The 14338-nt window shown below is 59.9% G+C and carries 16 protein-coding genes and 1 pseudogene; 5 read left to right on the top strand and 12 right to left on the bottom strand.

The features are described from left to right. A partial coding sequence (locus tag GNZ13_RS51765) for a hypothetical protein (protein ID WP_216675219.1) occupies nt 1-203 on the top strand: 203 nt, incomplete at its 5' end. 71 nt (nt 204-274) lie between these two features. On the opposite strand, the gene GNZ13_RS53045 is transcribed toward GNZ13_RS51765, so the two are convergent. Beyond that, nucleotides 275-604, bottom strand: a complete 330-nt coding sequence (locus GNZ13_RS53045; RefSeq protein ID WP_236002398.1) for a hypothetical protein — start codon at nt 602-604, stop codon at nt 275-277. 561 nt (nt 605-1165) lie between these two features. On the opposite strand from GNZ13_RS53045, the pseudogene GNZ13_RS40445 reads away from it, so the two are divergent. Beyond that, nucleotides 1166-1507: pseudogene (locus tag GNZ13_RS40445) on the top strand (glycosyltransferase); the annotation flags it as partial. A gap of 854 nt (nt 1508-2361) precedes the next feature. Next, entirely contained in the window at nt 2362-2919 is a 558-nt protein-coding gene (locus GNZ13_RS40440) for a BPSL1445 family SYLF domain-containing lipoprotein (protein WP_172175757.1), read from the top strand. A gap of 337 nt (nt 2920-3256) precedes the next feature. On the opposite strand, the gene GNZ13_RS40435 is transcribed toward GNZ13_RS40440, so the two are convergent. From GNZ13_RS40435 to GNZ13_RS40405, 7 genes are all read right to left on the bottom strand, one after another. Further along, entirely contained in the window at nt 3257-3649 is a 393-nt protein-coding gene (locus tag GNZ13_RS40435; RefSeq protein WP_172175755.1) for a PRC-barrel domain-containing protein, read from the bottom strand. Nucleotides 3650-3748: 99 nt separating this feature from the next. Next, nucleotides 3749-3925, bottom strand: coding sequence for a CsbD family protein (locus tag GNZ13_RS40430; RefSeq protein WP_172175753.1), 177 nt, complete (start codon nt 3923-3925; stop codon nt 3749-3751). Nucleotides 3926-4049: 124 nt separating this feature from the next. Then, nucleotides 4050-4205 (bottom strand): DUF3309 family protein, encoded by a 156-nt coding sequence (locus GNZ13_RS40425; RefSeq protein ID WP_082855034.1) that lies wholly within the window; start codon nt 4203-4205, stop codon nt 4050-4052. A gap of 505 nt (nt 4206-4710) precedes the next feature. After that, a complete protein-coding gene (locus tag GNZ13_RS40420) occupies nt 4711-5430 on the bottom strand; it encodes a Crp/Fnr family transcriptional regulator (protein WP_172175751.1) in 720 nt (239 codons plus the stop codon). Nucleotides 5431-5623: 193 nt separating this feature from the next. Then, on the bottom strand, nt 5624-6085 hold the full coding sequence (gene tnpA / locus GNZ13_RS40415; protein WP_172166103.1) for an IS200/IS605 family transposase: 462 nt from the start codon (nt 6083-6085) through the stop codon (nt 5624-5626). Nucleotides 6086-6382: 297 nt separating this feature from the next. Then, nucleotides 6383-7183 (bottom strand): sensor histidine kinase, encoded by an 801-nt coding sequence (locus tag GNZ13_RS40410; RefSeq protein WP_172175749.1) that lies wholly within the window; start codon nt 7181-7183, stop codon nt 6383-6385. A 1089-nt stretch (nt 7184-8272) separates the two neighbouring features. Then, nucleotides 8273-8515, bottom strand: a complete 243-nt coding sequence (locus tag GNZ13_RS40405) for a hypothetical protein (protein ID WP_172175747.1) — start codon at nt 8513-8515, stop codon at nt 8273-8275. A gap of 1428 nt (nt 8516-9943) precedes the next feature. On the opposite strand from GNZ13_RS40405, the gene GNZ13_RS40400 reads away from it, so the two are divergent. Beyond that, entirely contained in the window at nt 9944-10210 is a 267-nt protein-coding gene (locus tag GNZ13_RS40400) for a hypothetical protein (RefSeq protein WP_172175745.1), read from the top strand. On the opposite strand, the gene GNZ13_RS40395 is transcribed toward GNZ13_RS40400, so the two are convergent. Next, nucleotides 10207-11919, bottom strand: coding sequence for a transglutaminase-like domain-containing protein (locus GNZ13_RS40395; protein WP_172175743.1), 1713 nt, complete (start codon nt 11917-11919; stop codon nt 10207-10209). The genes GNZ13_RS40400 and GNZ13_RS40395 overlap by 4 nt on opposite strands. A gap of 94 nt (nt 11920-12013) precedes the next feature. Next, nucleotides 12014-12781, bottom strand: a complete 768-nt coding sequence (locus GNZ13_RS40390; protein WP_172175741.1) for a cyanophycin synthetase family protein — start codon at nt 12779-12781, stop codon at nt 12014-12016. 308 nt (nt 12782-13089) lie between these two features. Here GNZ13_RS40390 and GNZ13_RS54460 point away from each other — a divergent pair, with 308 nt between their 5' ends. Then, nucleotides 13090-13323 carry a helix-turn-helix domain-containing protein gene (locus GNZ13_RS54460; RefSeq protein WP_407945692.1) on the top strand — a complete coding sequence of 78 codons (234 nt, stop codon included), beginning with the start codon at nt 13090-13092 and terminating at the stop codon, nt 13321-13323. A gap of 286 nt (nt 13324-13609) precedes the next feature. Here GNZ13_RS54460 and GNZ13_RS40385 read toward each other — a convergent pair whose 3' ends face one another. Continuing rightward, the gene (locus tag GNZ13_RS40385) at nt 13610-13918 is read right to left on the bottom strand and encodes a hypothetical protein (protein ID WP_172175739.1); all 309 of its coding nucleotides are present in this window, start codon (nt 13916-13918) and stop codon (nt 13610-13612) included. Between the two features lie 164 nt (nt 13919-14082). Then, on the bottom strand, nt 14083-14338 hold a 256-nt coding region (locus GNZ13_RS40380), incomplete at its 5' end, for a hypothetical protein (RefSeq protein ID WP_172175737.1).

The following is a 14338-nucleotide window of genomic DNA, read 5'->3' as shown; positions in this document are numbered from 1 at the left end:
GTCGCTTCATCACCTTCGCGATTCCCGGTGGTAACGTCGTACGCGGCGTCTTGCCCGTCATGGCCATCGTGGTCGTCTCAATTTCGGTCGCCCAAGTTTACCTGATCACCTTAGCGCGACAGAGCCCGCATGATGGCCTCCGGTCGCAGGTGTCGGGGACAATGATGTCCCGGAAATATCAGCGAGGCACGGTCCTGCGGTAGAACCAGGCAATGCGGTTGGGACGCGCGGCTCGGGCTCTGGCGTGAGTGCCGGTGAACGCGAATGCAAACGTCTAGCGCTTGCGCGTGACCTCGCGCCTGGGAGACTGCGTGTTGGCATTCGCATCATTCTGTGTGCGTTGCTGATACGCGTCGCCGCCGCGCCGGTCGGTGTCGGTCAGGCCGCGCGAAAGATCCTGATGCGCCTGCCGTCCGACAGCGCGCGTGCCTTCTTCATGTTGCGATTCCGCTGACTGGTCGGTCTCGTGCGGTAGCGGCAGCGGCAGCGGCAGCGGCAGCGGCGCAACGTTCTCATGATTCTCATCCGCCCGGGTGGCGGTGCATCGTTTTGCAGCATCACTGGGGACGGCGTTGGCATTGGGCTCCCGTTCGGCGAGTTTCATCAAAGGCTCCGTTGTGAAAGGTAGATCCGGATCGTCTGTCCGGAGATGGTGCGCGACTAGCGCGCACCATCGAGGCCGGGACGTTTCTTCATCCCGGCGGTGAGTCGCAGTCGCGTCTTCGCATGGCGGCCGTCCATAGTTGACGGGACCCCGCTGGCCACGTTCTCCACCTGCGACGAAGGCCCTACCTCAATCCGACATAGCCGAGCACGAACAGAACGATGACCACGGCTCCCACAAGCCAGACGATGTTGTACATGACGCTCTCCTTAGGTTCGACACCCGCTTCAGCCGCCGCGCGACACTTCGGTCGCGACCAGCTGGCGAAACGTGCGGTGGCATCTGGCGTTCTGTCACAACAAGGATGTGCTGCGTTGCGCCGGTCGCCGGTTGTCCGCGAATGCGTGCCACACGGGAGCGACCCGGGAATCGTTGATGCGCGCAAGGTGTAACGCTACGTTCTCACGGGCGACCGGATATGTCTGTACGGTAGCGGTCAACGACCTTGACTCGATGCGTCAAACCCCTGTTCCTGTTCCATCGGGTGGGCGAGTCATCCGGTTCCTCTCAGGTGCGAAGGCGCTGCTGTTTCCGATCGGCTGGTCCGAGCCGGTCGGCCTTGTCATGATCGAGGCGATGGCGTGCGGAACGCCGGTGATTGCATTCAATCGCGGCTCGGTACCTGAGGTGATCAACCACGGCCTCACCGGTTATGTCTGCGAAGACGTGCAGGGCGCCGTAGGTGCGCTGCAACGTCTCGATGAGCTGTCACGTACGGAAATCCGCGCCCAGTTCGTACTCCGCTTCAGTCCAAGGGCGATGGCGCAGAAATACATCGACAGCTATACGTCACGGCTTCAGGCGGCGAGGCGCCCAGAGTTGCGACGTGCCGCCGCCGGTTGATCTGCGCCTGGGCCGATTTCCATTGCGAAGCCGGGGCGCCGGTCATGGTGACGCGAGCCAGAAAGGATGCTGACCGACCATTTTCATACAATGGATTCAGCGAACCTACCATCCTTCCCGCTGCCCGGACTCATGCGTCCGCTGGTCGTTGGGGTCCCAGGAATGATTCATGTGGTCGCCGGAGGTGCGCCCCCGATTCCAGGCGTTTTCATGACCACCGCCATACCCCGAGTTTTCATGACTACCGCCATACCCTCCATTTCGATCACCACGATAGCCGTCGCTGGGTACCCAAAGGCATCCGGCTAGCGCGGCGGTAAGAGCCGCAAGACAGACATAGATAGACGTACGCATATTGCTCTCCTTCCCAGTCTCACTCGCCGGCGTAGTGCTTCGTTTTATCGACGGGAGACGTATGACAGAACCATTTCACCTCTGACGTGAACCACGTAGACGACCGTGAAAAAAGTCACGCATGATGGTTGTTAGCAAGGGACATCATCCTGCCAACGAGACAGTGCGTCTGTACGCTGAAGGACGCTTATGGAGGCGGGCTGAAAGGTGGATCCGCGTCGCCACCGGGAATCCCCACGATCTGGTTTCGCGTGCGCTGCTGGACCGTTTGCGCCACCTCAAGTTGCACAGGACAACAATGTTGTCAGCTTGCCAGGAACCACAGTTCAGGCGTTGACGCAGGCCGATGATCGACATTCGCTAACACGCGGCGCACGTGCTGCGACGCTGAACAGAGACACTGATCGAGCCGGGTTTCGCGTCTCTGTACGCTGTCGTACCGCGTCCGCAGCCGCCCTGGCGTAGCTTCAGAAGTATCCCGGAACAACGTGGAGACGATGATGCTACGACGAACATTCATATGGGGTACGCCCGGATCCATCCTTGCCATTGCCCTAGCGGTCTCAGGCTGCACAACGACCGGAACATCCGACGCCAGTGGCCACCAGGTCGACAAGCGCCACACCATTGATGCAGGCGTCGACTCGACCCTTGCACGCCTTTACACCAGCGCCAACGGCTCGCGTGAACTCGTCGGCAAGGCGCGTGGCGTGCTGGTGTTTGGCGGTCAGTACGGTGAGGGCTCGCTGCGCGTTGGCGGCAGCACGGTCGGGTACTACAGCACCACGACCGGCTCGATCGGGCTGCAGATCGGTGCGCAATCGAAAGCCATCATTTTCCTGTTCATGACCCAGGAGGCGCTCGACCGGTTCCGTAACAGCGAAGGCTGGTCGGTGGGCGGCGATGCTTCAGTGGCGGTACTGAAGGTCGGTGCGAACGGCAATGTCGACACCACCACCGCGACCGCGCCGATCGAAGCGTTTGTGCTCACGAACAGCGGGTTGATGGCGGGCGTGACGCTCGAGGGTACGAAGATCACGAAGCTGAAGTCACTGTAGCGCTCAAAACCAGCGGGGCGGTGGCGCGTGCCTGCGTGGCGCTTTCAGTCCTGCGGGGCGGTCGCGCACATTCTCACGACATCGGCCCATATTAATGCGGTTTCTGCGCGTCAATGCGCCAGGCTGTCGGGAGCGCCGGCGACAGTCGCGCGCGGCGTCAGGATCGTTCACTAACACCGAGCGGGATCCGGGCGCACGCACTTCGAAAACAATGCGACGGAGCGGGAGTCCGCAAGTCGGCGTGTTGCAACCACGGCGGCCGCTCGCAGTTCGGCCATGGTGCCGCCCAGATCGCCTGCCCGCCCGCGGTGTGCCCCATCAAAACCGGCGGCAGCCGTTAGTCAGGCGCGTATTTGAACTCTGGCAATGCCTTCAGGGACTCCCTGGTCGCGTCCGGCAGACGCATCTGCTTGTCGACGACCTGAAGGCTGCCAAACGGTACGGCGACGAGATGGGTTCCCATTCCGAGAAACCCTCCTACCGAGAGGATGACGTAGGGAACCCGATCGGTTGGGCTGACGATCAGGTCGTCAATCGTTCCGATGTTGTCCTTGTTGCGGTTATAGACTGGCGATCCGTTGATCCTGGAGGCCCGATACCCTGACGCCAGCTGGACGACATCAACGCGTTTCGCCGTGATGGATTGTGGCGTTCCCTGAGCCCGCAGTGTTCCCGTGATCAGGGCTGTTCCGAGCACAGCCACCGATACCAGCGTGATAATCCGTTTCATCGTGCACCCCCGCGGTTCGAAAGCATCCGTTGGGAAAGGCGTCACGCGAGCACTTTGACCCACCACGTGGCGCCTCAAAAACCTATCGGCGCGAACAGCCTACGGCTGCTTCTTCAGTTGCTCCTTTGCATCGCCGTACGCGGCCCGTGTCTTGCCGGCGACCTGTTCGACCTTACCCTTCACCTGGGTCGTTTCGCTTCCCGTGGCTTTGCCGACAGCTTCCTTAACCTTTCCCTTTGCTTCCTCGACGCGGCCTTTGATCTGATCCTTGTTCATGACACGACTCCTTGAAAATGACGGATGACCGAACTTGTCGACGCGTGCCGGCCGCCCGTTTTCTGATGGGACGGCGCCGGCGACGGCTACCCGCGAAGGGATCATCCGGACGGGAATTTCGCCCTTATATCCGGCCCAGAAGCAGCAACACAAGCACAACGACCAACACAACGCCTAACAGACCGCTGGGCATATAGCCCCACGAACGGCTGTGCGGCCAGGTCGGTATCGCACCGATCAACACCAGCACCAGCACGACTATCAATATTGTTCCCAACATGGAACTTCTCCTTCCGACTCCGGATTCGACCAGCCCGTCGCCGCTCTCTCGCCAGGTGCCCGGAATTTTCAGGCCTTTCGCAAGGCACCTTCGCAAAATCAAATGTGATGCTGGCCGGCATCCGCCCAACCCGGAAAAGACCCGCCCTGTAGCGTGAGACTGGCATTGATTTGCCACGCAGTCGGTACGGTGGTGGACATCGGGATTTCTTTTTTTCCGCCCGGAGTTCGCGACTGTCGCGTGCCGGGGTACGGCCGCCAGGGGGCATTGCCGGGCTGCCAGTCCGACTGCACTCTGGCCGGCCAGGAAGTCGTTCGGCGCGATCCGGATGACGCTCGGCAATACGCCAGCCAAAGCGCAGTATTTTGGTCAGCAGCGGTCTGGTCGCGGACGAAAATTTCTCCCTTTCACGCCAGGGTTCAATTGCGTGCCGCCCTGGTAAAGAGCGCCAGCCGTATTCCCCGGGAGTGCTCCGGGAGGCATCGCCGGTAGCTCCGCGCTGCGCTTATAACGCCTTCAGATCAGGCAGCAACCGGTCGAACTCCCGTCTCACCACGCCATAGCATTCGCACACGCGTTTTTCGAGCCCCGGTCGATCCAGCACCTCGATGTGGCCGTGACTGTAGCGAATCAGCCCCGCGTCCTGCAGTTTCAGCGCCGCCTCCGTCACGCCGGATCTCCGCACGCCAAGCATGTTGGCGATCAGTTCCTGCGTCATCGTCAGCTCGTTCGACGGCAGGCGGTCCATGCTGAGCAGCAGCCAGCGGCACAGTTGCTGGTCGATCGAATGATGCCGGTTGCAAACGGCGGTCTGGGCCATCTGCGTGATCAGTGCCTGGGTGTAGCGCAGCAACAGTCGCTGCACCGGGCCGGCTCGACGGAATTCCTCTTTCAGTATCTTGGCATCCAATCGATACGCCGCGCCTGCGCTTTGCACGATCGCCCGGCTTGGCGTGGTTTCCCCGCCCATAAAAAGCGCAATGCCGATGAGCCCTTCGTTGCCCACGATCGCAATTTCGGCGGATGAGCCGTCTTCCATCACGTACAGCAGCGACACGATTGAGGTCGTCGGAAAATAAACGTGGTGGAGGCGGTCGCCGGACTCGTACACGACCTGCCCCAGCGGCATGTCGACCCTCACCAGATGCGGGGCTACGCGTGCCCACTCTGCTTCGGGCAAAACCGCGAGCAGGTGATTTTTATTGGCATGAAGTTCGTTCTCCATGTGTCGCTCCCCGATATCCTGTCCAAAACCGCGTCTTCTTCGCGGAATCGCTCTTGATGGTATCAAGCAGCAGGGACAGTTGGATGACGGGTCAGACGAGCCGGCGCTGAGCGCCGGGCCTGGCTGACCCCTAAGTGAATCACCACGTTTGTAGAACGTGGTTTCGCATTAAGCCCCCCATAGGGGGGCACACCTATCGGCCCTTCTGAGAAGGTCCTCTACCGGGTTCCAACTGAAGTTGCTCTTGATGCATCTCTTCTTTCTCCTGGAACCGAACGTACTTTTGAATCATCTCGCTGTTCAGGCCAACCGAATCTACGCAGTAGCCCTTTGCCCAGAAATGATTCCCCCAATAAGGCTTCTTCTTCAAAAATGGAAAGGCGGTAAAAATTCGTATGGCGGTACGTCCTTTCAGGACGCCCATCAACCCGGATACCGACAGCTTCGGCGGAATGCTCGCCAAAAGATGCACATGGTCCGGCTGAACATTGAGTTCTACAACCTCGCAGCCCAGTTGCTGACTGAACACCATCACACATTTGTAGACCTCCTTGCCAACCGGACCTTGCAGCACACGGAACCGATACTTCGGCACCCACACAATGTGGTATTGACAATGCCATATGACATGCGATGCTCTCTTGAACCTGCTCATGCTTGCTTTCCTTTTTATGCGTTGTGGGGACAACACACAGAAAGGTACCTGCATGGGCAGGTGCTCTAACAGGCATAGCCAGTTAGGCGATGACCACGCCCATAGGGCGTGGATTTCGATTTGTCATTAAATTATAGTCCGGATGCGCGCTGGAGCACTCGACCGCGTCCGTAACAGTGGCACGCGGGGGCAGCGTGTCCATGCTGGCCGTACTTACGTTTGACAGAAAGCGCGGTGCATCATCCGACCGGAACATGGCTGGGCCGTGGCCTGAAAGTTCCGGCTGCACTCACCCCATTACGCACGGTCACTATCCGCGCGCTTTTTAGTGACGATGGGCAGCCGGAGCGTGAATTCGCTGCCGGTACCGGGGCCGGCACTGGTCGCCGTCACCGTGCCGCCATACGCTTCGGCAATCGCCTTCACGACGGCAAGGCCGACGCCTAACCCACCGGCGCTCGCCCCAATCGTCCGGCTGGATTGAGCGAAGAGGTCGAAGACATGTAGCAGAAGCGCGCGCGATATGCCCAGTCCATTGTCCTTGACAGATACAACGAGGTCTTTGCCCTCCGCGCGCGCGGTCACTGTTATGCGACCATCCGCCGGCGTATATTTCACGGCGTTGTGCAGCAGGTTGTGGATGGCCTGCGCGAGACGGACCGGATCGCCCTCAACGCGTAGCGCCCTGTCCGGAACCTGCAGGGTGAGTATCTGGCCGCGCTTGGCCGCTGCCAGTGCAGCCGCCTCGAACGGATCAGCCAGAACGTCGATGAGGTCAACGCACGTCCTGTGTACGCGGAGCGCGCCGTGGCCGGCTCGCGTGGCGTCCATCAGATCGTCAGCAAGGCGGGCGATCTGGCAGATCTGGCGGTCGATCATGTCAATCGACCGAAGCACTTCCGGTCGATCCGCCGACACCCTGCGGATAAGCTGGCTGGCGAGGCGCAGCGGACTCAAGGGTCCGCGAAGCTCGTGCGCCACGATCGCCAGAATCTGATCCTTCAGTTGCGGCGCGTTGACATGGTCATCAATGGACGGATAGCCGTTGAGAAAGGCGACGGCCGTTTGCCGGAAGGGACGTTCGATCATTTCATCCATCACGGCTGCGTGATGCGTGCCGGGAACGCCAGCCGACGGCTGAAAGGAAACTGGATGTGCTGACATGGTGATACCCGTTTGGGACACGCGGGTCGCGACCAGCTAGCGAAACGTGCTGCGGCACCTGGCGTTCCGTTACAACAAAGACTTGCCGGGTTACGCCAGTAACCAGCTGCCCGCGAATGCCTGCCTCGCGAGAGCGACCCGAAAATCGCTGGAGCGCGCAGGGTGGAACACAACGTTCTTACATGCGACGTGGCACGTCTGTACGATAGCGGTCAACGACCTGCAGTCCGCGAGATCCTGGCTGGCTACGTGATTCGAGTACGGGAGGCGGCTATCGTACGTTCTCGTCCGGATCTTGAGCGCACCCGACATCTGCGAATATGCGGCGGCCCTTAAGGATCGCGCTGATTGTGCGGTGCACACATACAGAATTCCGGCATGAAGTCGCGCGGGCGTACACTTGGGCCACCTCCTGCGAGAACCGGATGGACGGTGCCGACTCTCCTCGACCGCAACGGGTTGTTTGCCGTGTGGCACCTCCTCACGTCGGGAAGCGTGTCTGGCCAGCAGCAGTGCCGCGAACTGGACGAGCGCGGTGAAGCGGTACCGAATCTGCATCCGTCGGCGCGGCGCCAGATCGTGCTGACCGACATTTCCGGTCATCTGACCGCGCAGATCGGTCATCTCGCGGCCATGTCCGCGGCCGTGACCACCCCACATCCAGCGTCCGGCGCCCGGACGTCATCTGGATGCCGCCGGAAAAATGGGAAACTTCCGACCAGGATGATCCGGTGCCTTTCGTGCCCGATCTGTGCTGGAGGTGCTTCCTGACCGGGACCCGCAGCCGGATCTGGCCCGGCGGGTCAACGCCTATCCGGCAGGCGGCGCCGGCGAAGTCATTCTCATCAGACCCGATGGGCAGCTTGAGTTCTGGGGCGGCCGCGACCTGCAGCAGGCGTCCCGTTTCGGAATCGCGCTGTCACCTGAGCGGATCTGTTTTGACGCTCGGGACCTACCCTCAGCCCGGCGCGTTGCATCCCGACGTTAGCCGCGTCCTGAGAAATGTCCGTCTGCGCGCTGGCGCTAACGATCAGGGTAAGCGGCGTGAGCGGCGATCTGGCCAGCATCGGAAGCCTCGGCGGGATCCTCGCAGCGAAACGGGACCACGCGTACGGGCGTCCCCGCGAATGACGCCTGGGCGACCTGAAGCGCCTGTTCCTCCGAACCGAAACGCAGCGGATGCGTGATACACCGGTTGCCAGAGGCCAGCACGAAACGCCAGTGCCCCGCGCTTTCCTCATAAACGGTAATGCCCTGGAACAGCATGATCTGATCCGCGGTAAACGAACCCGATCTTATTTTAGGTCAGACTGAGCGACCGATGGTGTCGGACGGAAAGCAGCCCATTGCACGAGTTCCGGCATTTCGCGCTCCGCGATCCGGAGCGTATCGCCCCCCGTGTACGCGACGATGACCCGCGCCGGTGACGATGTCGGCCTGCATGTCGGCGGTGTCCTCGTGGTCGTCGACGAGCAGGACTTCCATGCCTGGGCGTTCTGGATATAGATCAGGAGGTCTCGCCATTGCCGAAAATCCGCGCCAGCGCGCTCCGGCAGGAGGGTCGCGGGTTCTGCAGGCAACGCCTACGCCGCAACCACGCAGTTGCGGCCTTCATGTTTCGCGCGATAGGGCCGTTCGTCGGCGAATTTGCACAAACCGATGAGGCTATACATTGCGGCTGTTCGCCCCCCACCCGTATCGGAACCCGGGAACATGAAGGTCCGTCGCCCGATCGCACATGCCCTCACGCCTCACCATCCATTCTTTGGCGTTTCTCTCCAGCTTCGGCCTGACCCGTCAACACTTCGCGCTCAACCCTCCGCTTTGCGGGCCTCATTGTCTCTGGGTGTCAGCGCTGCACCTGGCACGTCTCCCAGCCCGTCGGCGGCCTGCGTCCACTACCGTACGAACAGATCTGACGGGTCGCGATATGATGCTTTCGAGGGTTGACAGCAAGCCCTCGGAACGAGCCGCTAAGGTCGCCGCCAGCTTCCGTCGACCTATCGCATAATCCAGGGAGGCGAGATGCTCAGGTTGGTGCTGTGGGCCATATTTGCCGTGCCGGTTTTCCTGGTCGGGCAGCTTGTCGTATTAGCCCTGCTTCTCATCATCGTAGCTCTGAACTGCTTCGATAGACTCACCGCCCCGCACGTTAAGCGGATCTCTGGCGCCGCCGCGAAGGAGTGACGCCGCGAGAGACTTGTGCGCCATCTCGCGCCACGGGCAATATGCCGCTGTCGTCTATGCGGTGGAGGGATTGAATTGGCGCTTAAATCTTGCCGATGAACGCGCCCACTACCGTACAAACAGATTTGTTGCCCTCGCAGCATGATTGTTTTCAGGGCCGACTGCGGCTCTCGAGACGTGCGTTCAGGCCGCCATCAACCCTTCGATGAGCGACTGAGACTGGCTGGAAAAAGTGGATGCCAACGTTTCGCAAAATGCAGGAGCGGAGGCATTGAAGACGAGCGTCCCGGGCATCCAGAAAGGCCTGCGCGCTGTTGTGAATGAACGGCACCGCGCCACGAATGCCAGAGACAGGTCCTTCCATGCCCGCAATCAATACACCGTACGGGGCGGTCGATGCCGCTGTGCTGCATACGGTGTGTCACGGTGGGGCCGGCGCAGCGCCTGACGGTAAATAGGGCCGGCTCTCAAACCCGCACGACGCCTGGGTGCTGCTACCCCGGTAAAATGCATCAAAATCAAAGGGACCCGAACCCGGATGCCATTGGCATCGGGCTCGATGAAGACACCGCGGCATTCATCGGTCCGGACCAGAAGCTGCAAGTTGTGGGGACGGGTGGCATCACCGTCGTCGATACCTCTCGACTCCAGCACTCCGCGATTCATCCCGATCGCCGCCATGCGCCGGTGAACATGGTCGGCCTGCACCTCGACATTCTGGTTGAAGGCGACGCCTACGACATGTCTGCGCATATGGCCAGCATCGGGCGCTAATGTGACGGATCCAATGACGGCCTGAGCACTTTGAGGATTCTGATCTGAATCTCCGGAATAAATAATTCCGAATACCGCAAGTCCTGATCGATGTTTTCCCACGAGCCCGGTTTGCATATCTTGCACATCTTATCCGTCCTGCTGTTTTCTATATAGATCCACGATAGCGCACCAAAGAATCGGTCGTGCTTTTCCGGAACGCCATCCGACGAGCTCTCCATCGGAACCCATCCGACCTCCGGCACATAGAATTCCACCCACGCGTGATCGTTATCGGGTGTGCATACCGAGCCGACCGGCACATACCTCAGCTTGTACTCGGGTACCTTGAAGTCGCCGACGGGTCGGCAAGCGACGCCGCAAAGCCTCAGCAGCCCGATCATCAGCTCCATGTACTTGCCGCATGTTCCCTCGCCGAGCCGCAACGTCTCGACGGGGCTCGTATATCTGCTGTTGCAGCGGTACCCGAGCCGGCTATAGACGTATTCGCGCACGGCTTTGGCAATTCTGATCACATTGCCGCGCTCTTGCGTGGGAATGCATGCAAGCAGGCGCTCCGCAATATCCTTCAATTCCTGCCTGCCCATGTCATAGCGGGACTCTTCTTTCAGAAAGCGCCGCCTGATATCGGCAGGATAGTCGTCCGTACTCGCGCCGTTCAACTTGTACCGGATACCGTAAGCCTCGATGATCGCGTGGTAACCAAAAATACGACACTCCTTGTCCAGCCTTATCCCGGTCAGGTCAAACTCGACAATCGCGTTACCTTCCTCGTCCTCTGTGATGGCCGCGGGAATATCGCCGATCGTCTCGAGCGATTTGACTTTTTGCCTCGGCGTGTCGACGGGTATCGACAGTCTGATACACAGCTTGATGCCTTCCAGTTCGTCGAGGATATCGCCAATAGGCTTGAGCATTTCGGCATAGGTGAACTCGATTTCATAGCCTCCCGACAGGCAAAAATTGTTTCCCCGACCGAGATCCACGATCTGATAGTCGAGCCGCTCGATGAATCCATCGCGGGCGTCGTTTCTGAGCGTGATATTGGCGCTCCCGTTTGACGTCAGCTCCGAGCCCGCGTCGTCAAACACGTCCCAATTGCACTGGTTGTAATACACATAGACGCACGGCTCTTTCGCATCGGACGTCTTGACAGCGGCTATGCCCACCGCGCCGTCATGCGGTACCGTAACCGATGCGACATGTGTTCCATCAAGATCAACGATATGGACGGCACGGCTGACGCCGCGAAGTATCAGGAGCCGATCGCCGTGCAGCGTCATGTCGTTGATGCCGTTTCCAATGCGAACCGTCCGTATCAACTCGCTGTTCTCGACAACGAGCAGGCTGCCCGTCACGTCGGCGACGTAATATCGGCCGTCCTTCCAGCACAACCCAACGATGCTTTGCGCAGCATCGATCGTGATCGGTCCCGTTGCGGCATGTACCGAGCCGTTTTCTATGCTGACTGTGTGGATTAGATTGGAACGGCAATAGTGGATCGTGCCGTCGGGCCGCATGCATAGTGCCGCCGCTCTCTCGAACTCATTGAAATGCTTGAAATTGAGCAGGCATTGAAAGAGGCCCGTGCGGACATCGATCCTGCCCAGCCCGCCGAGATCAGGGTCCACAACAAAGATCGCGTCCTCCTCATTGCTATCGATCGAGCTGATGTTTTTTGAAAAGAGCGGTCTTATCGCGGTGATCATCAGTCCTCCTGTCGGTTCGATGGGCGAAGCACAGCGCCGGTACCCAGGGTGCGTCTGAACCGTTACGGCTCTTTGCGCGCCAATGCTTGTTGAATCAGATCGGCGTATTCGAAAGATGCCTCAAATTGCTATCCATGGTCACCGGCAAGCCGGCGTCCCGCAGCGTCCGGTTCGTCTCTTCCTTGTCAGAGGCTATGTCGACTGCGAGCTGACGCGTCTCGCTGGTGAGCGTGGCTTTGATCCGCTTCTGAAAGCGCCCATAGCCAAGTCGTATCAGGCTGTCCGCGTTCATCCGCGTACACGGAATCGCCCTGTCCGCCACGGCTTTCATCAATGCTGCCGTGCTCGGCCCCACCTCGCGACTGCGCGCATCACGGAGAAAATCGTCGAGCTCCTGTTCGAAGTCGAACTGCGTCTCGATATCCGTCTGCGGTTTCAACTCGGCAGGCAAGAGATGCTCGATCAGCGCTAATGCCAGATCTCCGGCCTGCCGGCCGACGGCTTCTTCATGGTATTCGTAGATGACATCGTAGTGGCCATGCGGACCCGCAACTCGCGTCTTGCCGAAGCTGACGTCCGAACCCGCCATCTTCTGCAGTTCAATGGCTGCATGCTCCATGACATGGCCGAGCCACGTGCCATCGCCTTCCGTCATGCGCCGCACACGTCCGCCGGGGGACTGATACGAGCAGCCATGCTGCGCGAGGCCCGGCAGATAGCCGACCAAACCGTCTATGAATCGCTGGCCGAGCCGCCCGGTCGGCCATTCCTCCAGCACGCCCATATCAACGGTATATCGGATGACCGGGAAATGGGCGTGAATGTTGGGGCCTTCATACGCGACGATCGACTTGACTTCCATCGGATGATCTCCTACCGGTGTCGCATGCGTTACGCAGGAGTGACGAAGAGCGCAGTTGCCAGGAGGACACATGGGCGTTCTTCAATCAACTCGGAGCCGTCGACCCGTCCGGCAGACGGTCTATTAAAAATAGAGACATCTACAGATAAAGCAACCTGCACCATCAAATATCTGGTCTGTCGCTACAAGCCGCCGCGGCTGGAGTCGGCGGCTTGGATGCGTTTGTGTGGAAGCGCTTATTCCGTTCGACACCGGGCGAGGTTCAACTGGGTTACATCGGCGAGGAGCGAAGAATAGTACGAGATAATATGGCCCCATTTTCAACGCTACGTCGCAATGAATCTATCCGTTTGCGCTGCCCCCCTAAACTGGCCACCAACGAACGCAAGGTGATGGCCATTCGAGCTTTGGCGGCCGCTGAACCGATCAGCGCCCTGGCCGCCCGGCACGGCGTGAGTCGTCCGCGGGTCTACCGACAGATGCACAGGCGTGAATCAAAAATTGCTGTTTTGCCGTTACACAGTCGAGCGGAATCGTCCTGAGTGTGAAGGCGGAATTAATGCAAATGAGAGGTCTGTGACCTCCATGCGTCAGATGCTCTGAGGCTGAAGCGGGCCGAGTCCGAGCAACGTAAGCCAGTGTGGGTCAAAATAACAGTTATTCCCGGTCTTCCCGATTCCCTTTGCCCGGGCGCACTTGCAGACTGGCGTGGGCCGGGCATACGCCCGACCCATTCTCTCCAGGTCTTCTCGGAGGCGCCGCTTGCGACCGCGACGAGTTCCTCAAGAGCGTGCGCTGCGCCTGCCATGCACAAGCGCACCAGGCCCGCTAGTGCTCCGTGCCTCTCGACGCTTCTCGATCCCTGCCTCTCGACGCTTCTCGATCCCTGCCTCTCGACGCTTCTCGATCCTTGCCTCTAAAGGCTTCTCGCTCACTGCCTCTCAAGGCTTCCTGAATAAAATCGGCGTAGTCCGAGAGGTGTCTCATATTGTAATCCACGGAATTGCGCGAAGACCCGCTCATTGCTTCAGTACGTATGAAGTCCAGGGCGACTTCGACGGCCATCCTCCGCTTCGAGAAGGCATCAAGCGCGGTGTCGTTATCGTTGTAGAGAAGAAATTTCTGTTTCTCGTCCATTTTCACTCTCCAAGGTATTGAACTCCACGAAGGATGGGCCTTATGCTTCACCCGCCCTGGAGCCCTGTCACCAGGTCAGCTTGAGACCGCCTGGCATGTCGTCGTAACCACGGCGAAAACTCATTCAGTCTTCGATCTCTCGCGCCAGCCGCACGCCACGCTCGTCACGGATGATCTCCATGGAACCCGCCCAGGTCGTCCAAGTGGACCTTGACCGGGACCGGCCTTCTCTCGATGGCGTGCCCTATTTGCGCATTCGGCCTGAAGTGCACAATCTGCTCCCAGGCACGCGCGTAGTCTTCGCTCAACAGGAGGAGCAGGTCGCCAGGCCCGGCCATCTCGAGCGCCGACTGATTCGCCACCTGCTCATCGGCGATGACCTCGATCTGCTCTGCCCCGACCCCGTTCTCGCGCAGCGCG

The sequence above is a fragment of the Paraburkholderia elongata genome (assembly GCF_013177735.1).
Taxonomy (GTDB): Bacteria; Pseudomonadota; Gammaproteobacteria; order Burkholderiales; family Burkholderiaceae; genus Paraburkholderia; species Paraburkholderia elongata.
This window is presented reverse-complemented; position numbering and strand designations above follow the sequence as displayed.

What these genes read in the sequence shown, in the direction of transcription:
- GNZ13_RS53045 (WP_236002398.1), bottom strand. Translation starts at nt 604, where the DNA reads ATGAAACTCGCCGAACGGGAGCCCAATGCCAACGCCGTCCCCAGTGAT.
- GNZ13_RS40440 (WP_172175757.1), top strand. Translation starts at nt 2,362, where the DNA reads ATGCTACGACGAACATTCATATGGGGTACGCCCGGATCCATCCTTGCC.
- GNZ13_RS40435 (WP_172175755.1), bottom strand. Translation starts at nt 3,649, where the DNA reads ATGAAACGGATTATCACGCTGGTATCGGTGGCTGTGCTCGGAACAGCC.
- GNZ13_RS40430 (WP_172175753.1), bottom strand. Translation starts at nt 3,925, where the DNA reads ATGAACAAGGATCAGATCAAAGGCCGCGTCGAGGAAGCAAAGGGAAAG.
- GNZ13_RS40425 (WP_082855034.1), bottom strand. Translation starts at nt 4,205, where the DNA reads ATGTTGGGAACAATATTGATAGTCGTGCTGGTGCTGGTGTTGATCGGT.
- GNZ13_RS40420 (WP_172175751.1), bottom strand. Translation starts at nt 5,430, where the DNA reads ATGGAGAACGAACTTCATGCCAATAAAAATCACCTGCTCGCGGTTTTG.
- tnpA (WP_172166103.1), bottom strand. Translation starts at nt 6,085, where the DNA reads ATGAGCAGGTTCAAGAGAGCATCGCATGTCATATGGCATTGTCAATAC.
- GNZ13_RS40410 (WP_172175749.1), bottom strand. Translation starts at nt 7,183, where the DNA reads ATGGATGAAATGATCGAACGTCCCTTCCGGCAAACGGCCGTCGCCTTT.
- GNZ13_RS40405 (WP_172175747.1), bottom strand. Translation starts at nt 8,515, where the DNA reads ATGCTGTTCCAGGGCATTACCGTTTATGAGGAAAGCGCGGGGCACTGG.
- GNZ13_RS40400 (WP_172175745.1), top strand. Translation starts at nt 9,944, where the DNA reads ATGCATCAAAATCAAAGGGACCCGAACCCGGATGCCATTGGCATCGGG.
- GNZ13_RS40395 (WP_172175743.1), bottom strand. Translation starts at nt 11,919, where the DNA reads ATGATCACCGCGATAAGACCGCTCTTTTCAAAAAACATCAGCTCGATC.
- GNZ13_RS40390 (WP_172175741.1), bottom strand. Translation starts at nt 12,781, where the DNA reads ATGGAAGTCAAGTCGATCGTCGCGTATGAAGGCCCCAACATTCACGCC.
- GNZ13_RS54460 (WP_407945692.1), top strand. Translation starts at nt 13,090, where the DNA reads ATGGCCCCATTTTCAACGCTACGTCGCAATGAATCTATCCGTTTGCGC.
- GNZ13_RS40385 (WP_172175739.1), bottom strand. Translation starts at nt 13,918, where the DNA reads ATGGACGAGAAACAGAAATTTCTTCTCTACAACGATAACGACACCGCG.